This window comes from Parasphingomonas zepuensis (assembly GCF_036663735.1).
Classification (GTDB): Bacteria; Pseudomonadota; Alphaproteobacteria; order Sphingomonadales; family Sphingomonadaceae; genus Sphingomonas.
The window spans coordinates 951,353-970,436 of sequence record NZ_JAXOJO010000002.1 but is presented as its reverse complement, the minus strand read 5'-3'; the positions used below and the strand labels follow the sequence as shown (position 1 = coordinate 970,436).

18 protein-coding genes and 1 other RNA gene are annotated in these 19,084 nt (G+C 65.9%); 9 read left to right on the top strand and 10 right to left on the bottom strand.

Annotation, left to right across the window (positions count from 1 at the left end):
• Positions 1–27: 27 nt before the first annotated feature.
• From ffs to U1769_RS10920, 5 genes are all read right to left on the bottom strand, one after another.
• Positions 28–125, bottom strand: an RNA gene (gene ffs, locus U1769_RS10940) — signal recognition particle sRNA small type.
• Positions 126–163: 38 nt separating this feature from the next.
• Positions 164–391: a hypothetical protein gene (locus U1769_RS10935; RefSeq protein WP_332715599.1), complete on the bottom strand. Its 228-nt coding sequence runs from the start codon at positions 389–391 to the stop codon at positions 164–166.
• A gap of 44 nt (positions 392–435) precedes the next feature.
• The gene (locus U1769_RS10930; RefSeq protein ID WP_443030329.1) at positions 436–765 is read right to left on the bottom strand and encodes a 2Fe-2S iron-sulfur cluster-binding protein; all 330 of its coding nucleotides are present in this window, start codon (positions 763–765) and stop codon (positions 436–438) included.
• Positions 765–1,859: a cysteine desulfurase family protein gene (locus U1769_RS10925; protein WP_332715591.1), complete on the bottom strand. Its 1,095-nt coding sequence runs from the start codon at positions 1,857–1,859 to the stop codon at positions 765–767. Before U1769_RS10925 ends, U1769_RS10930 begins: the two co-directional genes overlap by 1 nt.
• A complete protein-coding gene (locus U1769_RS10920) occupies positions 1,856–2,884 on the bottom strand; it encodes a cysteine desulfurase family protein (protein ID WP_332715789.1) in 1,029 nt (342 codons plus the stop codon). Before U1769_RS10920 ends, U1769_RS10925 begins: the two co-directional genes overlap by 4 nt.
• Positions 2,885–3,030: 146 nt before the next feature.
• Here U1769_RS10920 and U1769_RS10915 point away from each other — a divergent pair, with 146 nt between their 5' ends.
• Positions 3,031–3,687, top strand: coding sequence for an alpha/beta hydrolase (locus U1769_RS10915; protein ID WP_332715589.1), 657 nt, complete (start codon positions 3,031–3,033; stop codon positions 3,685–3,687).
• A 41-nt stretch (positions 3,688–3,728) separates the two neighbouring features.
• On the opposite strand, the gene U1769_RS10910 is transcribed toward U1769_RS10915, so the two are convergent.
• Positions 3,729–3,929 carry a hypothetical protein gene (locus U1769_RS10910; RefSeq protein WP_332715587.1) on the bottom strand — a complete coding sequence of 67 codons (201 nt, stop codon included), beginning with the start codon at positions 3,927–3,929 and terminating at the stop codon, positions 3,729–3,731.
• Complete coding sequence (locus U1769_RS10905; protein ID WP_332715585.1) at positions 3,929–4,897, bottom strand: threonine ammonia-lyase; 969 nt, start codon at positions 4,895–4,897, stop codon at positions 3,929–3,931. The genes U1769_RS10910 and U1769_RS10905 overlap by 1 nt, the downstream gene beginning before the upstream one ends.
• Before the next feature lie 134 nt (positions 4,898–5,031).
• Here U1769_RS10905 and U1769_RS10900 point away from each other — a divergent pair, with 134 nt between their 5' ends.
• From U1769_RS10900 to U1769_RS10890, 3 genes are all read left to right on the top strand, one after another.
• Positions 5,032–6,252: a type III PLP-dependent enzyme gene (locus tag U1769_RS10900; RefSeq protein ID WP_332715583.1), complete on the top strand. Its 1,221-nt coding sequence runs from the start codon at positions 5,032–5,034 to the stop codon at positions 6,250–6,252.
• Between the two features lie 152 nt (positions 6,253–6,404).
• Positions 6,405–7,454, top strand: coding sequence for a 1,9-bis(guanidino)-5-aza-nonane synthase (locus U1769_RS10895; protein ID WP_332715581.1), 1,050 nt, complete (start codon positions 6,405–6,407; stop codon positions 7,452–7,454).
• 161 nt (positions 7,455–7,615) lie between these two features.
• Positions 7,616–8,047: an MAPEG family protein gene (locus U1769_RS10890; RefSeq protein WP_332715578.1), complete on the top strand. Its 432-nt coding sequence runs from the start codon at positions 7,616–7,618 to the stop codon at positions 8,045–8,047.
• Positions 8,048–8,057: 10 nt separating this feature from the next.
• Here U1769_RS10890 and asnB read toward each other — a convergent pair whose 3' ends face one another.
• Genes asnB through U1769_RS10875 form a run of 3 tightly spaced genes read right to left on the bottom strand, consistent with a single transcriptional unit; the run spans position 8,058 to position 12,737 of the window.
• Positions 8,058–9,920 carry an asparagine synthase (glutamine-hydrolyzing) gene (gene asnB, locus U1769_RS10885; protein ID WP_332715576.1) on the bottom strand — a complete coding sequence of 621 codons (1,863 nt, stop codon included), beginning with the start codon at positions 9,918–9,920 and terminating at the stop codon, positions 8,058–8,060.
• A 43-nt stretch (positions 9,921–9,963) separates the two neighbouring features.
• Entirely contained in the window at positions 9,964–11,196 is a 1,233-nt protein-coding gene (locus U1769_RS10880) for a pyridoxal-dependent decarboxylase, exosortase A system-associated (protein ID WP_332715574.1), read from the bottom strand.
• Positions 11,193–12,737 carry an acyl-CoA ligase (AMP-forming), exosortase A system-associated gene (locus U1769_RS10875; RefSeq protein WP_332715571.1) on the bottom strand — a complete coding sequence of 515 codons (1,545 nt, stop codon included), beginning with the start codon at positions 12,735–12,737 and terminating at the stop codon, positions 11,193–11,195. The genes U1769_RS10880 and U1769_RS10875 overlap by 4 nt, the downstream gene beginning before the upstream one ends.
• Before the next feature lie 105 nt (positions 12,738–12,842).
• Between U1769_RS10875 and U1769_RS10870 the strand changes: the two genes are divergently transcribed.
• The 5 genes from U1769_RS10870 (at position 12,843) to mdoH (ending at position 19,067) form a co-directional block, all read left to right on the top strand.
• On the top strand, positions 12,843–13,115 hold the full coding sequence (locus tag U1769_RS10870) for an acyl carrier protein (protein ID WP_332715569.1): 273 nt from the start codon (positions 12,843–12,845) through the stop codon (positions 13,113–13,115).
• Between the two features lie 227 nt (positions 13,116–13,342).
• A complete protein-coding gene (locus tag U1769_RS10865) occupies positions 13,343–14,374 on the top strand; it encodes a TolC family protein (protein ID WP_332715567.1) in 1,032 nt (343 codons plus the stop codon).
• Complete coding sequence (locus U1769_RS10860) at positions 14,367–15,614, top strand: efflux RND transporter periplasmic adaptor subunit (protein ID WP_332715565.1); 1,248 nt, start codon at positions 14,367–14,369, stop codon at positions 15,612–15,614. Before U1769_RS10865 ends, U1769_RS10860 begins: the two co-directional genes overlap by 8 nt.
• Before the next feature lie 202 nt (positions 15,615–15,816).
• Positions 15,817–17,229, top strand: coding sequence for an OpgD/OpgG family glucan biosynthesis protein (locus tag U1769_RS10855; RefSeq protein WP_332715787.1), 1,413 nt, complete (start codon positions 15,817–15,819; stop codon positions 17,227–17,229).
• Positions 17,226–19,067 (top strand): glucans biosynthesis glucosyltransferase MdoH, encoded by a 1,842-nt coding sequence (mdoH, locus tag U1769_RS10850; protein WP_332715563.1) that lies wholly within the window; start codon positions 17,226–17,228, stop codon positions 19,065–19,067. Before U1769_RS10855 ends, mdoH begins: the two co-directional genes overlap by 4 nt.
• The last annotated feature ends 17 nt before the right edge of the window (positions 19,068–19,084 follow it).

Sequence of the window (19,084 nt, the reverse complement as noted above, 5' to 3'; positions counted from 1 at the left end):
CCAGAGATCGGCGCCGTTTTACTTGAAGCAGGTGGGAGCCGGAACGACCCGCGGCGAAATCGTTGCGGCTGCTTCCTTCCGGATCTGACCGGGTTGGCGACGACCACGTCCGCCCGACTCCCGCGGCGCATATGGGGGAGCCGGGCGGCGCGATCAACCCGGTTTAGCGACGATAGCGAACCTTGTTGCAAACGCGGGTGCGGTGATGGTTGCGCCACTTGGTCCGGCATACCGTCTTCCAGCGCCAGCGATCGCGGCGGTTATGGCTGACGTGGCGCGTCTCGCTACGCTCGTGAATCACGCGCTGTCCGCTCCCGGCGGCACTTGCCGGTACGGGGGTGAGCGCTGCCGCGCCGAGCAGGCCTGCTGCCATCAAAGCCAGTATTTTCATGGGGATCATCTCCTGCGTGCCGGTGAGGCACGGGGAGGTAATGATCAACGGCCCTGCATGTTCCGCGCTTCGCCGGGAATACGCACGGTCAATCCGTCAAGCGATTCGTCGAGCCAGATCTGGCACGAGAGCCGGCTGGTGCGGGTTGCGCCGGCGGCAAGGTCGAGCATGTCCTCCTCGTCCTCGCTCGCGCGCGGAAGCCGATCGAAATCGGCCGCATCGACGATCACATGGCAGGTCGAACATGCCATCTGACCTTCGCACGTCCCCTCGAGCGGCTGGCCGTCGGCCTGGGCTATTTCGAGCAATCGCGCGCCCGGCTCTGCCGCTACCTCCCGGATCGATCCCTCGAGCGTGACGAAGCGCACCAGCATCAGGCGGCGATCCGCTGTGCCGCGGCGGCGGTATTGATCCGGTCGATGGCGATGATGAGTTCCTCTTGCGTGGTGTATCGCCCGAAGCCGAGCCGGATGCTCGATCGCGCCTGCGCGTCGCTAAGCCCGATCGCGCGCAGCACATGGCTCGGTCGCCCGGACCCGCTGGCACAGGCCGAGCCCGCCGAAAAGGCGATATCGCGCAATTCGGAGGTCAATCGATTCACATCGAGGCCGTCACGCCGGACATTCAGGTTGCCATGATAGCGCTGCTCAACCGATCCGTTGACGGCCCAGCCGGCGCCAAGCCGTTCCGTCGCCAGCGCCCACAGCTCGGCGACATGCGCTGCGTCATCCTCGTGCCAGTCCTGCGCCAGCCGCGCCGCTGCCCCGAAGCCGGCACACAAAGCGGGCGACAGCGTACCGGATCGCCCGGCCCTTTCCTGCCCGCCGCCATGCAGCAACGGGGCGATCGTTACCCCGTCGCGAATCCACAAGCCGCCGATTCCCTTGGGCCCATGGATCTTGTGCGCCGATATCGCGATCAGGTCGCAGCCGTCCGGAATTGCGATCCGTCCATAACCCTGTACCGCGTCGCACAGGAACAGCGCACCGGCCTCGTGCGCGATGGAAGCAAGCTCGGCGACCGGCTGGATCACCCCGATTTCATTGTTGACCAGCATCGCTGTAACCAGCGCGGTGCCCGGCCCGATCGCCGCCCGCGCCCTCGCCAGATCGACCAGCCCGTCAGCATCGACCGGGAGCACCGTCACCCGCCGGTCCGCCCGCGCCAGTGCCTCGACCGTGTCGAGCGTCGCGGCATGTTCGGTCGCGAGGGTGACGATGCCACCCGGACCGATTCCCTTGATCGCCCAGTTGATCGCCTCGGTCGCGCCGCTGGTGAAGCTCAGCGATCCACCCGTCGGAAGCAGTGCGGCTACCGCATCGCGCGCCACCTCGACCGTCGCCTTCGCGGCTCGGCCCGGCGCGTGCGCCGAATGCGGGTTGGCGTGCTGCTGCTCGAGCCAGGGCAGCATCGCGGCCAGCGCCTCGGGCGCGAGCGGGGTCGTCGCCTGATAGTCCAGATAGATCATGCCGCGAACGCCCGTGCGCCGCGCGAGACAGTGCGCCATTCGGTAATGAACGCATCGATCTCGGCCTCGGTCGTGGTCCGGCCGAAGCTTACCCGGACGACCTCACGCGATGCCTCGACGCTCCAGCCCATCGCGCCCAGCACATGGCTCGGCTTCATGCTGCCCGACGAGCAGGCGCTACCGGCCGACACCGCGATGCCAGCCATGTCGAATCGCATCAGTTGCGTCGTCGCTACCAGGCCACGCATCCGGTATGCGCCGATCGCCGGATGCTGGCCTCGCGCCACGACCTCGCCGCCGGACCGGGCAATGGCGTCATCGAGCTTCAGTCTAAGCGCCCCCAGCCTGTCCAGATCCTCGGGCACCGCCAGCGCCGCCGCGAAACCCAGCGCGCCCGGCAGATTCTCGGTGCCTGCACGATACCCACGTTCCTGCCCGCCGCTCGGCATCAGCGTGCCAAGGTCGCGCACCAGCAGCCCGCCCACCCCGGACGGCCCGCCACGCTTGTGCGCCGAGATGGCGACGAAATCGGCATGAGTCGCCACCGCCTTATCGGCCCCGACCGGCATCTGCGCTGCGTCGACCAGCAACAGGCCGCCCGCTGCATGGACTGCCTCCGCGATATCGGCGATCGGCTGGCGCACCCCGGTTTCGCTATTGGCCCATTGCACCGCCACCAGCGGCCGGCCCGGCCCGGCCACCGCCTCGGTCAACGCGCCTAGGTCGATCACGCCGGTCGAGACCACCGGCAGCACTATCGCCCCGGCCGCCACCCGCATCACCGAATCATGCTCGACCGCGGAGATCAGCCGGCGCTCGGCGACGGACCGTCCGAGCGCGATGGCGAGCGATTCGCTCGCGCCGCTGGTGAGGATCGCCTCGCCTGCCCAGCCATAGGCCGAGGCGATCCGTCCGCGCGCTTCCTCCAGCGCGGCCCGCGCGGCGCGCCCTTCGGCATGCGGCGACGAGGGGTTCGCCCAACGGACCATCCCGGCAGTCACCGCCGCCATCGCTTCGGGCAGCATCGGGGTTGTCGCGGCGTGATCGAGATAGATGCGGGCCAAGCCTGGGAGTCTCCGGGGCAGAATGATTGCGCGAGGGCGCGTCATGCCTATATAGCGCCCAATTCCGCGCGGCCCACGCGCTCACCGAATTTTTGTCAGCAGGTCCCATGCCAGAAGTCATTTTCCCCGGTCCCGACGGCCGCCTCGAAGGCCGTTTCGCTCCCGCCCCGCGCCCCCGCGCACCGGTGGCGATGATCCTGCATCCGCACCCCTCGTCGGGCGGCACGATGAACAACCGCATCGTGCAGGAGCTCTACAAGACCTTCCAGCGCCGCGGTTTCGCCACGCTGCGCTTCAACTTCCGCGGCGTCGGCAAGAGCCAGGGCACGTTCGACAATGGCGTCGGCGAGCTTTCGGACGCCGCCAGCGCGCTCGACTGGGTGCAGAGCTTCCACCCCGAGGCTTCGACCACCTGGATCGCCGGGGTCAGCTTCGGTGCGTGGATCGGCATGCAGCTGCTGATGCGCCGTCCCGAGATCCGCGGCTTCATCTCGGTCGCGCCGCCGGCGAACATGTACGACTTCACCTTCCTCGCGCCCTGCCCGGCCTCCGGCATCATCATCCAGGGCGAAGCCGACGAGGTCGTGACTCCGCTCGCGACCCAGAAGCTGGTCGACAAGCTGCGCACCCAGAAGCACATCACGATCCATCACGACACCATCCCGAAGGCGAACCACTTCTTCGAGCACGAGATGCCGGAACTGATGGGTTCGGTGGACAAATATCTCGACATGCGGCTCGACCCGAACTCGCCGATCCGGTGATTGTTCGCCCTCGCCCCCACCGTGGGGCGAGAGCGAGCTGTTCACAGCGTCCAGATCAGGACGTTGCCGAACAATACCAGCGCCAGCACGAGCATGAGAGCCGCCTTCTTCCCGTCGCGGTGCTTCATCCACAAGCGAACGCCGCCGAAGATCAGCGCGAACACAGCGATCATGCTGATCGCCGGCGCCAGGGCCGCCATCGCCTGGGCCACGCCGCCGAGCGTCGAAAAATACCCCTCCACTACGCGTTCCCCGCCAGCACGGCGCCATAGGCCGCGAGGTCGACATTGCCGCCCGACAGGATGACGAGCGTGCCGGCCACCACCTCGACCTTGCCCGCCAGCAGCGCCGCCAGCGCGACCGCGCCGCCCGGCTCGACCACCAGCCTCAGGCGTTCCGCCGCCCAGCGCTGCGCCGTCCTGATCTCAGCCTCGCTCACCGCCACCCCCTGTACGCCGCGCCGCGACAGCACGTCGAACGTCAGCGGCGAAACGAGCGGGGTTTGCAGCGCGTCGCAGGCGGTGGTCGGTGGGTTCGCCCCGACCGGTTCGATCCACCCCGCCTCGAGCGAGCGGCGCATGTCGTCCCAGCCCTCCGGTTCGACCACGGTAATGAAGGCGTCACGCAGCCCGAGTGCGATGCCCGCCGCGAGCCCGCCACCGCCGCACGGCACGATCACCTGCACTGGCTCCCCCAGTCCGCGCTCGATCATCTGGGCTGACGCCTCGATCCCTGCGCTGCCTTGCCCCTCGATTATCCAGGGATCGTCGAAGCTCGGCACCAGCACGGCACCCCGCGCCTCGGCAAGCTGAGCGGCGATCGATTCGCGGCTCTGAGTCGCGCGGTCGTAACTGACCACCTCGGCGCCCAGCGCGAGCGTCCCGTCGCGCTTGGATTTGGGCGCATCGGCCGGCATCACGATCACCGCCGCTATACCAAGGCGCTTCGCCGTCCAAGCGACGCCCTGCGCGTGATTGCCCGAGGAGAAGGCGACGACGCCTTTCGCCCGCGCTTCCTGGTCGATCGCGGTCAGCCGATGCCAGGCACCCCGCAGCTTGAAGGCGCCGATCGGCTGTAGTGATTCAGCCTTGAAAGCCACTGCAATTCCACGGATTTCCGCGACGAACAGCGGCGACGGCGGCAGGATTGCCGCAATCTTCGCTGCGGCATCTCGCACACCGGCCCGGGTAGGTTGTCGCACAAATGTCACATCACGCCTCCGTGGGTCCAATTCCACTTTACATTGGCGAAAGTCGACCCTATTTCGCGCTTCCCGCTGCCCCATGGGACTTCCAACCGCAAGGCAGCTTTCGTCCGCCATTAGGCACTTGGAGGTCCCTTGAGTTGCACAAGCATCATAGCGCGCTGGGGTTAGCGACCACCCTTTCGACCGCCGTTCGCGGCATCGATATCGCTAAGCACGGACCGGTTCAGCCGGTAACGCTCATTCGCCCGCACGCCGCATCGCGTGCCGCCCGCTTCTTCGTCGAGAAGTTCCCGGGTCGGTCGATGTATGCCGTGAAGGCCAATCCCTCGCCGGACCTCCTGAAGGTCCTGTGGGAGAGCGGAATCACGCATTACGACGTCGCCTCGATCGCCGAGGTACGGCTCGTCTCCCGCACCATTCCCGGCGCGACCCTGTGCTTCATGCACCCGGTCAAGGCCGAGGAAGCGATCGAGGAGGCGTATTTCACGCACGGCGTCCGCGTCTTTTCCCTCGATTCGCTCGAGGAGTTGGACAAGATCGTTCGCGCGACCCGGTCGGCCGAGGATCTGACGCTGTGCGTGCGCCTGCGCGTTTCGTCCGAGCATTCGAAGCTGAGCCTTGCGTCGAAGTTCGGCGCGGCACCCGGCGAGACCAAGGCGCTGCTGTTCGCGGCACGCCAGGCAGCGGATGCGCTCGGTATCTGCTTCCATGTCGGGTCGCAGGCGATGACGCCCGAAGCCTATGCCAATGCGATGGAGCGAGTCCGGGCGGCGATCGTCGAGGCAGCGGTGACGGTTGACGTTATCGATGTCGGCGGCGGCTTTCCTTCGTCCTATCCGGGCATGGAACCTCCCCCGCTGGAGCGTTACTTCGAGACGATCCACCGTGCGTTCGAGAGTCTGCCGGTGAGCTACTCGTCCGAGCTGTGGTGCGAGCCCGGTCGTGCGCTGTGCGCCGAGTATAGTTCGCTGATCGTGCGCGTGGAACGTCGCCGCGGCGATGAGCTGTACATCAACGATGGCGCCTATGGCGCGCTGTTCGATGCGGCGCATATCGGCTGGCGTTTCCCGGTTGAACTGCTCCGCGAGCCGGACAGCCGCGCGCGCGACATGGCGTTCAGCTTCTACGGCCCGACCTGTGACGACATGGATCACATGGCCGGCCCGTTCATGCTGCCAGCGGACGTTGGTGCCGGCGATTATATCGAGATCGGCATGCTCGGCGCCTATGGCTGCGCGATGCGCACCGCGTTCAACGGCTTCGGATCGGACGAGACGGTGATCGTCGAGGACGAACCGATGGCGTCGCTGTACCTCAGCGACGAGCGCGAGGTCGCTTCGAACGTCGTCACGCTGTAACTAGCAAGCACTACGGCCTACTTCCTCCCCTCCCGCTTGCGGGAGGGGACCGAGGGGGGCTCGCGTTATCAACAAGCGGCGCGTTCGCTCAAGCTGGGCGCCCACACCCTAGCCCTCTCCCGCAAGCGGAAGGGGGAATAAGGAGATATCCAATGACCGAAGCCATCAACGACACCCGCAAGGCCGAGCTGCTCTCGACCAAAGTCGAGCATATCGACATCACCAAGTTCGACGCGCGCCCGATCGTCGACGCGATGAAGAAGATGAGCTTCACCAGCCGCGATCTCGGCCGCGCGACCGATATCTACAACCAGATGCTGGCGGATCCCGATTGCTCGATCTTCCTGGTGATCGCCGGCTCCACCTCCGCCGGCGGCTGCATGGACCTTTATGCCGAGCTGCTGCGCAACAACATGATCGACGGCGTGGTCGCGACCGGCGCGTCGATCGTCGACATGGATTTCTTCGAGGGCCTTGGTCACAAGCATTATCAGGCGCTCGAAGTGCCGGACGACGATACGCTGCGCTCGCTCCTGATCGACCGGATTTACGACACCTATATCGACGAAGAGCAGCTTCAGGATTGCGACCACACGATCTACGAGATCGCCAATGGTCTCGAGGCACGCCCATATTCCAGTCGCGAGTTCATTCGCGAAATGGGCAAGTACCTCGTCGAGCATGGCAAGAAGGACAACAGCCTGGTCAAGCTCGCCTATGAGCATGACGTGCCGATCTTCTGCCCGGCGTTCGTCGACAGCTCGGCCGGCTTCGGTCTGGTCAAGCACCAGGTCGACCGCACCAAGGAAGGCAAGCCGTACATGGTGCTCGACGCCATCGCCGATTTCCGCGAGCTCACCGACATCAAGATCAAGGCGGGCACCACCGGCCTGTTGATGATCGGCGGCGGCGTGCCGAAGAACTTCATCCAGGATACCGTCGTCTGCGCCGAGATCCTCGGTCATGACGACGTGCAAGTCCACAAATACGCAGTGCAGATCACCGTCGCTGACGTACGCGACGGCGCCTGCTCGTCCTCGACGCTGCAGGAGGCTGCAAGCTGGGGAAAGGTGAATACCGGCATCGAGCAGATGGTGTTCGCCGAAGCCGGCAGCGTGATGCCGCTGCTCGCCTCCGACGCCTATCACCGTGGCCTGTGGAAGACCCGCACCAAGCGCCGCTGGGGTGCCAGCTTCGATTGACGGCAATCCCCTTTCGGGGGACGCTGATGCAGGGGCTTGGAGGGCGGCCGCAGTGCCGCACTCCGAGCCCCTTTTCATTTCCGCCGGTCGAATCAGCGAAAGTTGCGCGGCCGTCATGATTGAGGCAGCTTCCCCGCCATAATGAAGGGGGAGATGCCGAGATGACCGATCATAGCCCGATCCTCGCGCCCGTCGTGGCGCTGATCGCGTGGAGCCTGGTGATGTGGCTCTGGATGTATGCGAAGCGCATTCCTGCGATGAGCGCCGCCAGGATCGATACGAAGAATCTGGTCGGCGGCAACGGCGCCGACCTGCGCGCGCGGATTCCTGCCCAGGCGCAATGGCCAGCGGACAATTACAATCATCTGATGGAACAGCCGACGTTGTTCTACGCCGTCGCGCTCACGCTGGCGTTGCTCGGCGCCGGCGGCGGCATCAACCTGACGATCGCCTGGGCCTATGTCGCGCTTCGCGTCATCCACAGCATCGTGCAGGTTACGGTGAACCGGGTGATCGTCCGTTTTACTATCTTCACGCTGGCGACATTTTGCCTGATCGCTCTCACCTTGCATGCCGCGATGATGGTGTTCTGAACGGCGAAGGTCAGCCGAACAGCCGCGTCATCGACCGTTCGAGCATGACCAGCTTCCACAGGGTCCGGCCATGTTCTGCACGGCCGGCACGGTGGTCCGACGCGATCCGTTCGATCGCTCGCTGATCGAACCAGCCTGAGCCGGTCAGCATCCGGGCGTTGGCCAGGCGCGCCGCTTCGTCGGCCAGCGGGCCGCGAAACCATGCGCTGACCGGCGGCCCCACAGCCGAACTGCTTGGCTGAACGATATCGGGCGGCAGGTAGCGCCGCATCGCCTTTCGCAGCAGCCATTGGCCCTGTCCGCGCCGCAGCCGCATCGCGACCGGCAGCGTGGCAGCGAATTCGACCAGGCGGTGGTCGAGCAAGGGTTCGCGCACCTCGAGGCCCACCGTCGTGCCGATGCGGTCGGATTTGGCCAGCACATTGCCCGGCAGCCAGTGCTGGAAATCGGCATATTGCGCCCGATCGAGCGAAGCGCGCGCCGGCGCGTCGCGCATCGAGGTGACATAGCGATCCTCCGCACGATGGCCGTCCAGTTCGCGCCTGGCATCCGCGGTGAACAGGTGCCCCCGCAAAGCCGGCGTGGTCAAGCTGGCCGCAGCCGCATAGCCTTCGGCCCCACTGTCAGCGAACGCCAGGAGCGTCGCCCTGCCACGGAGCGGATAGAGGCGCCCGAGGGCGCCGAAAACGCCCGACCGGATCGATGCGGGCACGAGGGCCCTCACCCGCTCCCCGGCAACATGCTCTCGATAGCGACGGGCACCGGCGAAGCTCTCATCCGCGCCGTCGCCGGACAGTGCGACCGTGACGCTCTCTCGGGCCAGTTCACACCGCCGGTATGTCGTAAGCGCCGAGGCATCGCCGAACGGTTCGTCGAATGCCGCGACCAGCGTATCGATCAGCGCAAAATCGTCGAGCGGGAGCTGACGTTCGTGGTGCTCGGTCGCGAAGCGCCTGGCAATCCGATTGGCATCGGCGCATTCGCCGTCCGCGTCGAAACCGACCGCATAGGTCTTCACCGCGCGCTTCGAGGCTTCGGCCATCAGCGCGACCACCATGGCACCGTCCAAGCCGCCCGACAGGAACGCACCGAGCGGCACGTCGGCGACCATCCGCGAGGCGACGGCTTCGCGCAGCCGGACGCCCAGTTCCTCCTCCAGCGCTCGTCCATTGCCGGTCGCGCGCCGCGTGAAATCCAGGTTCCACCAGCGCGCCGGCGCCGGCACGGCCTTGCCGCGCTCGATCAGCAGCGCGTGGGCTGCCGGCACCTTCTTCACGCCCGCAACCAGGCACGCGTCATCCGGGACATAGCCGAACGCCAGATAATCCTCGACCGCACGAATATCCGGCGAGCGCCTGAGCAAGGGATGGGCAAGCAATCCCTTCAATTCCGAGGCAAAGGCGATCCCACCATCCGATAGCGCCACATAGTGTAGCGGCTTCGCACCGAACCGATCGCGCGCCAGGAACAGGCATTGCTGCCGCGCATCATGCAGCGCGAAGGCAAACACGCCATTCAGCCGATCGAGCATCGCGGCGCCCCACACGGTCCAGCCATGGAGCAACATTTCGGCATCGCCACTGGTGGCGAAGACGCAGCCGCGCGCTTCCAGGTCGGCGCGCACCTCGGCAAGATTATAGATCTCGCCATCACAGGCGACGGTCAGCGCGCCGTCCGCGCTTGCCATCGGCTGCGGACTCCCGCCGGCGTCGATGATCGACAATCTGCAATGCCCCAGCCCAACGCCAGGCCCGGTCCAGATCGCCGATCCGTCGGGGCCGCGGTGCGCCTGCGCGTCGACCATCGCCGCGATTCGCGCGGGCGCGACTGGCTTCGGCGTGGCGGGATAGAAGATCCCGGCGATACCGCTCATCAGGCCAGACCGGAGCGATTGTCCGCGAGGGAGTAGCGTCGGCTCACAGGGCAGAGCCGACAAGGATTTCGCGCGGAAGTTCGTGCCCGAGGAATGCCGAGGGGCTCGCCGACAGCCCATAGGCTCCGGCCATGAACACCGCGATGACGTCACCCGGATTCGCCACGGGCAGCGAGACTCGGTCGGCGAGCCGGTCCAGCGGCGTGCAGAGGCACCCGACGACGCTGACCGTCTCGAGCGGGGCATCGGCAACAGCCGTGGCAACTGACACCGGATAATTCCGCTTCACTACCGTACCGAAATTGCCCGAAGCGGCCAACTGGTGATGCAGCCCACCATCGACCACCAGGAACGCCGCGCCCCGGCTCTCTTTTCGGTCGATCACCCGGGTCAGATACACACCCGCCTCGCCGACCAGCCAGCGCCCGAGCTCGATCGCGAACCGCGAGCCCACCAACGCGTCAGGCAGTGACGTCATGCGTTCAGCGAGCGCAGCGCCGATTGCCTCGACGTCGAGCGGCACCTCGCCCGGGAAATAGGGAATGCCGAATCCGCCACCGAGATTGACCAGAGGCGGCGTGCGGCCGACCTCGTCGGCGAGCCGCCCGGCCAGTGCCAGCGTCTCCGCCTGGGTCTCGATGATCGCCTGCGGATCGAGCGCCTGCGATCCGGCGAAGATATGGAAGCCACGCCAGTCCGCCCCGGCCGCAACCACGCGCTTTGCGAGCGCCCCGGCCCGATCGGCATCGACGCCGAAGGGCGAGGCGCGCCCGCCCATCCGCATGCCCGATCCACGCAGCTCGATCTCCGGATTGACCCGCACCGCGAGCCGGGGGGTGACGCCAAGCCGCTCTGCCACCGCCAGGGCGCGGTCCGCCTCGCCTTCGGATTCGAGATTGAGCGTTACCCCGGCTGCGATCGCGGCCGCGATCTCCCGGTCGCTCTTGCCCGGTCCGGCGAAGCTGATCGCCGTGCCGGGCTTCGCCGCCAGCGCCAGCGCCATCTCCCCGTCCGATGCGATATCCAACCCATCGACGAGCGGCGCCATGGCGGCAATCAACGGTGCGAACGGGTTGGCCTTGATCGCATAGTGCAGGTCGAGCCCTGCCGGCATCGCGGCTCGCAGCCGGGCGATCCGTGCGGCGACGATCCCGACATCATAGACGAACAGCGGCGTGTCGCCGGCGTCGTCAATCCAATGCGCCGCGCTCCGGCCCGCGATGACAAGCGGTCCTTCACCCCGGAATTCCGCGGGTAGCGCCCCCATAGGCTTCATGACGTCACTCCGTTACGGGTTGTGTCGGAAGTGGCGCGAACAGCCTTGGTGAGAGCGGCACGATCGAGCTTTCCATTGGCGTTGGTCGGCAACGCCGTCATCCATTCATAGCGCATTGGTTGCATGAAACTCGGCAATTCCCGCCTCAGCCGCTCCCGCAGCCGGACCTCCGCCTGCACCGGATCGCCAATAGCCCTTGCAATGACGACGATCGCTTGGCCCAGTCGTGCATCGGGCACGCCCGTCGCAACCGCCTCTGCCGCCTCGCCGCCCGCCAGCACGGCTTCCTCGATCTCGGTCGGGCTGATCCGGTTGCCGGCGCTCTTGATCATCTCGTCGTCCCGACCGACGAAGCGGAACAGGCCGTCCTCATCCTCGACCACCGTATCGCCGGACCAGACCGCCATTCCCCGATACCGCGACCAGTTCGGCGCCGGCCGGAAACGCTGCGCAGTCCGTTCGGGATCGCGCCAATAGCCCTGCGCCACCAGGGGGCCAGCATGGACCAGTTCTCCGGTCTCGCCCGGCGACGCCCGCATTCCATCGGCGCGCACAGCCATAACTTCGGCAAAAGGGATTGGCCGCCCGATCGCATCGGGGTGTGAATCCACCAGTTCCGGCGACAAATAGGTGGATCGGAAAGCCTCGGTGAGGCCGTACATCGGATAGAGATCTGCCTCCGGAAACCGTTGCCGCAGAGCGCTCACCATGGCCGGCGTCAGCGCGCCGCCGGAATTGGTCAGCCTTTTCAGCCGCGCCGCGGTTTCGGCAGGCCATTCCGCCTCAAGCAACTGGACCCACAAGGGCGGGACGCCGGCCAGCGTCGTCGCCCCGACCCGGTCGACCGCCTTGATGACGTCACGTGCGGCCAGATAATCCAGCGGCGCGACCGAGGCGCCAGCGGCCCAGGCCGAAAAAAGCTGGTTCTGACCATAATCGAAACTCAGCGGCAGCACCGCGAGCACGCGATCTGTCGGCGACAGCTTCAGATAATGCGCCACGGAGATGGCCCCCAGCCACAGATTGGCGTGGCTCAGCATCACTCCCTTGGGCCTCCCCGTCGACCCGGAGGTGTAGAGGATCGCCGCCAGCAGGTCGGGATGGGCGCGAGATGGCGGCATGACTTCACCACTGATGGTGACGTCGTCCTCGAGCGCCAGCGCGCACCCCGACGGCACGTCGCCAGTCTCCAGCGCGGCAGTGCGGGCTGATTGAGTCACGAGCAGGCCGGCCCCGCTGTCTTCCAGGATATGGGCAACCTGCGCGCGTTTCAGCACCGGATTGATCGGCACATGCACCAGACCGGCGCGCGGCGCCGCCATCGGCAACACACAGGCAAGGCGCGTCTTGGGCAACCAGGACGCCACCCGCGCGCCGGGTATCAGCCCTTGCCGGGCGAGCCATGCCGCCACCGCGCCGGTCAGCGCCTCTAGGCCAGCGAAGTCCAGGCTTCCGGCTCGGTCAACCAGCGCCACGTCTCCGGCCAAGCCTCGCAACGGCACGGTATCGATTGGGAATGGCATGGGATCGGGCGAGGTCATGGGCTCTGATACGCAGCACGCAGGCAGGCTGCCAAGACCTGCACTTGGCATCCCTCCGCCCATTCTCTAACGGGCGGTGCCAACAGGGCTGAAACGGGGTTAACTGTGCTTCCTGACGATATTGCCGAGATCGATGCCGCAGTACGCGCGGTGCTTCGGGACGTGCTTGGCCTGAGCGAGGAGCGGGTTGCCGCGTTTCGCAGCGAAACCCCGTTGTTCGGCGCGTTGCCCGAACTGGATTCGATGGCGGTGGCCGGCATGCTTACCGAACTCGAGGAACGCCTCGGCATCCTGATCGAGGATGATGAGGTCGATGGCGAGATGCTGGAAACCTTCGGCGCTCTGGTGCGCTTCGCTGGGGCCAAGGCGAACGGCTGAAGCCTGACGGCGGTCGCAGCGGCAATCGCACTCGGCTCGGAACCATGTCGAACGCTCGATGGACTAAGGGCGTTCTTCTGTCCGATAGAGAGTCGAGAGCTTGCGCCTGCCATTTTACGAGTGACCCGGCGCTGCAACGGAGGTGGGGGCTGACCTACATCATTTCTTCGCGGCCGACGGCACCAATCGCCGGCATCCTGCTGGCTCTGAGCGCTGCCGGATGCAGCATGGGCAAAGAACGCCCTTCGCCGACACTCGGCCAGCTTGGCCTGCAGACCGATGCATCCACGGCAGGCACCCCAAGCGGCGTTACGACGCCCGACCTGGACAGATGGTGGCGCCTGTTTCCTGACAGAAAGCTTGGTGAGTTCGTCGAACTTGGGCTTGCGGAAAACCTCGACCTGAAGCTCGCGGCCGCGCGGCTCAAGCCGGACAGCCCCTTCACGACCGCGAGAATCAATAAAAGTCGTATAGACTTCGCGGCGAAGCGGATCGCGCTCGGGGCGGAAATCGCGCGCCACTATGTGATGGCACGAACACGACAGGCGATGGTGGAAAATATCACCGAGAGCCTGGCGCGACAGGACGAAAATCTGGGAATCCTCAAGTTCCGGGAGGAAGCGAAGCTCGTCTCGGCACTTGATCGCCAACAGGCCGAAGCGGAGCGCGCGCGCGTCGCGGCCATGCTGCCGGGTTTGCGGACGAGCTTCGCCGCGGATGTGGCTCGCCTGGGCGTTTTGACCGGCCAATCCCCGGTCGCCCTTACGCAGGCCCTGACCCCGCTCGCGCCAATACCCGTCGGGCCGGACGCGGAGATCATCGGCGACACGGCACAGGCCATCGCCCGGCGGCCTGATATCGTCCTGGCGTCAGCCAAGTTCGCCCGATCCGATCGACGACGCAAGCCGACCGCCATGGCGACGGCCGCGCTAAAGCAAAGCACCCTGCTCGCCCTCGAAAACCTCGCAAATGCGCGCGCCTCTTTCGAAGGTGCGAAAATGCGCGAGGCGGATCTGCATCGGGCGTTTGATGCGACCGACCGGGCGGCCCAGCTGGCGCGTAAACAATATCGCGAGGGCCTGGCCGATTTCACCACCCTCAAGGATGCGGAAAGCACGCTCCTGTCGGTCGGCAATGAACTGGCCATGGCAAAGGCGGACCGCGCCATTGCACTCGTCACGCTGTACGTGGCGTCAGGCGGCGGATGGGACCGCGACGCCATCGCGCCGGATAGAGCCGAGAGCGCCGGGAATGAATGAAAGGCCGGAAACATCGGCCGCCGTACTGGACGAGTTTCTCGGTGCCCGGCCCAGGATCGCCTGGCGCAGCCGCGCGCAATGGATCGCCGTCGGCCTGAGCGCGATATTGCTGGTCCTGCTGTTCGCCCGCTTCGTCAGTGGGGGATCGGCTGCGAATTATCTATCCGTGCCGCTTGTACGGGATGATCTTCCCGCGAGCATCTCCGGCATGGGACGATTACAGGCGATCGGCGCGCGGGATGTCAGCTCCGATCTGGCCGGCACGATTACCGAAATACGCGTCAACGACCGTGACCAAGTCGAGCAGGGGCAGATCCTCGCCCGCATCGATCCCCTGCCCTTCCAGGATACCGTGGCCGCCAGCCAGGCGCTGATCGAGGCGCGCGAGGCAAGCCTGGCCAATGCTGAGGCGCTGGTCGGCAGGTTGCAGGCGAGGCTCGCCTCTTTCGAAGGCGTGCGCCGTCGCTCGGGCGGGCTGGTGCCGTCGGATCGCGAAATGGTCGCCGCACGGTCGGAGCTTGATCGGGCCAATGACGAGGTGCACGCTGCACAGCTCGAGATTGCGCCGGGTCGGGAAGCCGTGGCCGCCGCCCGCGCACGCCTTGCTGCGACCGAAATCCGCTCGCCCGTGGCGGGGGTGATCCTGCAACGGCATGTCAGGCTGGGCGATCGGCTTGAGGGGACGACGCGGGCCAGGCGGTTGTTCACAATTGCCGGGGATCTCTCCCGCCTGAAGCTCGATATCGTCGCAAATGATGGGCTGGGCAGCAAATTGACCGCGGGTCAGGCGGTCCGCCTGACGGTGGAGGGGTTGCCGGGGCGGACTTTCGCCGCCGTCGTGCGTCAGGCCGCGATCGTTCCGGCGCAGCCTGTAGCGCGTTCCCCGGCCGACTCCTCTAACAGCGGAGCTGGGCCTGACGCCGGTTCCTATCGCATATCGCTGGACATTCAGAATCCGGATCTGCTGCTTCGGCCAGGCACCACGGTGAACGCTCGCATCGAACTCGGCCTGCGCCGCGATGTGATGCTGGTGCCGAATGCGGCACTGCGTTTTGCCCGAGTGAGCGGCCTGGAGCGGGAGCCAGGGCAGGTGAAACAGATGGATTCGGTGCTGGTGTTGGAGAATGACGGGACGCCCCGGCGCGTGCCGGTGACGCTTGGCGGCGACGATGGGAAGCGGACCGAGATCACCTCCGATGCCCTGACCGCGGGCGATCGTGTCATTGTTGGACTGCGATGACGCTCCGGCATGCCAAGCGTGCACCAATCGCGACGGGCCGGCGCAGGAAATGAAACTGCCCGGCAGGAAATGCGTATAAGGCGCGCTGAAGGGACACTTTATCGGAAATGAAGCGCAGTTGACCGGACCTACCAACCTGTCGCGCCGAAATGCCTGCGGACTGCTGGCCGGCCTGATCGCGACGGCCTATGCGCGCCCGGCCATGGCGCAAGCGTCCCGCTTCGATCCGGAAATGCCTTTCTCCTGGGCCGGCCTGGTCCAGCAGGCCAAGGCGCTGGCGTCACGGCGCTATCAGGATCCGCCGATCGCCCGCACCGTGGCGGGGGATTTCGATGCCGCCGGTCGGCTCACCTATGGCGATGCGGAGCGGCTCGCGGACCGGATCAGGCTGTTTCCCGCGACGACTATCGCGCCGCATCCAGTCGGCATCCATATCGTGCAAAACGGCCGGGCCAGGCGGGTTCGCGACATGGCGGGCCTGTTCGCCGGCGGCGGTCTTGCGGACCCGGCGGGATTTCGTATCCTGAGTCAGGGTCTCAAGAATGACTGGTTAGCCTTTCTAGGTGCTTCCTATTTTCGTGCATCCGGTTCAACCGGCCAATATGGACTTTCAGCGCGGGCGATCGCGGTCGACACCGGTCTTCAACGCCCAGAGGAATTTCCGCGCTTCACCGATTTCTGGATCGAAGCCGTCGCCGAAGGCCGTTTTCGCATTAACGCCTTGCTTGATGGGCCCAGCCTCGCGGGTGCCTTTTCCTTCGACTGCCGGGTGGACGCGACGGGGGTTCATCAAGACGTGCATTCGGTTCTGTTCATCCGGCAGAACATCGAGCGGCTTGGGATCGCGCCGGCAACCAGCATGTTCTGGTACGACGAAGGGCAGCGCAACCTGGCAACCGACTGGCGCCCGGAAATCCACGACTCCGACGGCCTGGCGATCGTCTCCGGCAACGGCGAACGCATCTGGCGCCCGCTCGCCAATCCGGCGCACGCCCGCGTCAACAGCTTCGCCATGAAGGACCTGAAAGGGTTCGGCTTGCTCCAGCGCGACCAGCGCTTCGAGAATTATCAGGATGACGGGGCCTTTTACGATCGCCGGCCCAATTTGTGGATGGAGCCGGTCGGCGCCTGGGGGCCGGGTTCGGTGCTTCTCTACGAAATGCCCACCAACGCCGAAACCGCAGACAATATCGTCGCTTTCTGGGTCGACGACCGCCCTGCCCGCGCCGGCGAACAGCGCGAATTCCGCTACACCCTGCACTGGACGTCGGACGACCGGTCCGATGGTGGCGTCGCGCGCGCCGTGAACCGGTGGACTGGCACGGCAGGCACACCCGGCGCGCCACCAATCCCAGGCGCCCGAAAATATGTGATCGACTTTGCGGGCGATGGACTGGCCGGACTGGACCGGCAAAGCGGTGTTGAGGCGATCGTCAACGTCGCGCCGCCGGCCCTCATGTCACTGAGCGCCTATCCGATCGTTGGGCAGAAGAATCATTGGCGCGTCGTACTGGATGTGCGGCTGGATCAGGCGCAAGGAAAGGAGCTCCGCCTCTATCTGCGCAGAGGCTCGTCGGCGCTGTCCGAAACCGTGATCGAGTCCATCGCACCATGACGACTTCGACCCTTCCCGACCGCCTGCCGCCCGAAGCGCCGGTCGCGATGCCGGAACAGCGTTTCGACGGAAACCAGCCGGCGACGATCGAGGTCAGCACGCGCCCGCATGGCTTGCTCGCCAAACGGCTGTTGCTGATTTCGGCAACCGCCGTCATCGGCATGCAGGCCTCGACCGACGTGCGCTATGCGCTGTCGGTCGACGGGAACGATCCGCTGGACATCGCCGTGCTGGCGCTGTTCCTGCCGCTGTTGAGCTGGATCGCCTTCGGCTTCGTCAGCTCGCTGGTTGGGTTCATCAAGCTCATCACCGGCGATCATCCCGGGTTCGCGCCGATCCCGGAGCCGATCGGGGCGCTGCACCAACGCACCGCGATCCTGATGCCGGTCTATAACGAGAGCGTCGAAGACATTTTCGCGCGGGTCGAGGCGATGGCGACGTCCGTTGCCACGGCCGGTGGGGCGGGCCTCTTCGATTTCTTCGTGCTCAGCGATTCCAGCGAATTGCATGGAAAACGCGAGGAAGAGGCCTGGGCCCAGCTGGCAACGGTGGCGCCGATTAAGATCTATTATCGCCGGCGACCGGAAAATGTCGGCAAGAAGCCGGGCAATATCGCCGAATGGGTGCGACGCTTCGGCGGTGCCTATGCCCATATGATCGTGCTCGACGCCGACAGCATGATGAGCGGCAGCGCCATGGTCGGGATGGCGTCGATCATGGAAAACAAGCCGTCGGTCGGGCTGTTGCAGACGGTGCCGATGATCATCAACGCGCGCACCTTCTTCCAGCGCTGGATTCAGTTCGCCACCTACGCCTACGGCCCGATCGCCTCGGCCGGGCTGCTGTGGTGGTCAGGCTCCGAGGCCGTTTTCTGGGGCCATAACGCGATCATCCGCACCAAGGCCTTTGCCGATTGCTGCGGCCTGCCGGAGCTGCCGGGGAAAGCGCCGTTCGGCGGCCACATCCAGAGTCACGACGTACTCGAAGCGGCGTTGCTGCGGCGGCGCGGCTGGGCCGTGCACATGGTGATGATCGACGGCAGCTATGAGGAATATCCGCCGACGATCATCCACCATGCGATCCGCGACCGGCGCTGGGCGCAGGGCAACCTGCAGCATCTGCGGCTGCTGGACGCGGTGGGGTTGCACTGGACGAGCCGGCTTCATTTGTTCATGGGCGCGTCCGCCTATCTCACCTCCCCGGCCTGGCTTCTGTTGATTTTGCTCGAGACGAGCCAGTCGCTGCTGGGGCGCCAGAACCTCCTGGCCGCCGGGCCGCCGTCGAGTGTGCTGGTGCTGACCGTGCTCCTGCTATTCGGGCCAAAGCTGATGGGGATCGTGTGGGTCCTGGCTGACAACGCGCGCCGGGCAAGCTTCGGGGGCACCGGCGCGGTTCTTAAATCCACGCTGATCGAGATTCCCCTGGCAATCCTGCTGGCGCCCGTCGTCATGGTGACTCAGACCAAGGCCCTGTTCGGGATCCTGTTCGGCATTCCTTCCACGTGGACGCCGCAGACGCGCGAAGTCGACAGCCTGGCCTTTCACGACATCCTTCCCAAGGTTCGCGAGCATATCATGCTCGGCCTGATCCTGTTGGCGGCAGGCTATTTGGATCCAATCACCGGCTTGTGGCTGTCGCCGGTCATTCTCGGGCTGCTCAGCGCGCCCCTGCTCATCATCTATACGTCGAGTGCGCATTGGGGCGATCGCGCCCATGCGCGGGGGTATTTTACGGTACCGCCGCCCGTCATCAACGATGCGGCGAAGGGCAACCGACCCGATGGCGGTTCAGCGACCACGCCAGACGATGCCGTGCGGAGGGTTGGAAACAGCACCTGACAACAGCGCGCCGTCGC

Excerpts from the sequence above, each read along its gene's own strand:
- U1769_RS10935 (WP_332715599.1), bottom strand. The coding sequence starts at position 391 with ATGAAAATACTGGCTTTGATGGCAGCAGGCCTGCTCGGCGCGGCAGCG.
- U1769_RS10930 (WP_443030329.1), bottom strand. The coding sequence starts at position 765 with ATGCTGGTGCGCTTCGTCACGCTCGAGGGATCGATCCGGGAGGTAGCG.
- U1769_RS10925 (WP_332715591.1), bottom strand. The coding sequence starts at position 1,859 with ATGATCTATCTGGACTATCAGGCGACGACCCCGCTCGCGCCCGAGGCG.
- U1769_RS10920 (WP_332715789.1), bottom strand. The coding sequence starts at position 2,884 with ATGCTGCCCGAAGCGATGGCGGCGGTGACTGCCGGGATGGTCCGTTGG.
- U1769_RS10915 (WP_332715589.1), top strand. The coding sequence starts at position 3,031 with ATGCCAGAAGTCATTTTCCCCGGTCCCGACGGCCGCCTCGAAGGCCGT.
- U1769_RS10895 (WP_332715581.1), top strand. The coding sequence starts at position 6,405 with ATGACCGAAGCCATCAACGACACCCGCAAGGCCGAGCTGCTCTCGACC.
- U1769_RS10890 (WP_332715578.1), top strand. The coding sequence starts at position 7,616 with ATGACCGATCATAGCCCGATCCTCGCGCCCGTCGTGGCGCTGATCGCG.
- asnB (WP_332715576.1), bottom strand. The coding sequence starts at position 9,920 with ATGAGCGGTATCGCCGGGATCTTCTATCCCGCCACGCCGAAGCCAGTC.
- U1769_RS10880 (WP_332715574.1), bottom strand. The coding sequence starts at position 11,196 with ATGAAGCCTATGGGGGCGCTACCCGCGGAATTCCGGGGTGAAGGACCG.
- U1769_RS10875 (WP_332715571.1), bottom strand. The coding sequence starts at position 12,737 with ATGACCTCGCCCGATCCCATGCCATTCCCAATCGATACCGTGCCGTTG.
- U1769_RS10865 (WP_332715567.1), top strand. The coding sequence starts at position 13,343 with ATGGGCAAAGAACGCCCTTCGCCGACACTCGGCCAGCTTGGCCTGCAG.
- U1769_RS10860 (WP_332715565.1), top strand. The coding sequence starts at position 14,367 with ATGAATGAAAGGCCGGAAACATCGGCCGCCGTACTGGACGAGTTTCTC.
- U1769_RS10855 (WP_332715787.1), top strand. The coding sequence starts at position 15,817 with ATGGCGCAAGCGTCCCGCTTCGATCCGGAAATGCCTTTCTCCTGGGCC.
- mdoH (WP_332715563.1), top strand. The coding sequence starts at position 17,226 with ATGACGACTTCGACCCTTCCCGACCGCCTGCCGCCCGAAGCGCCGGTC.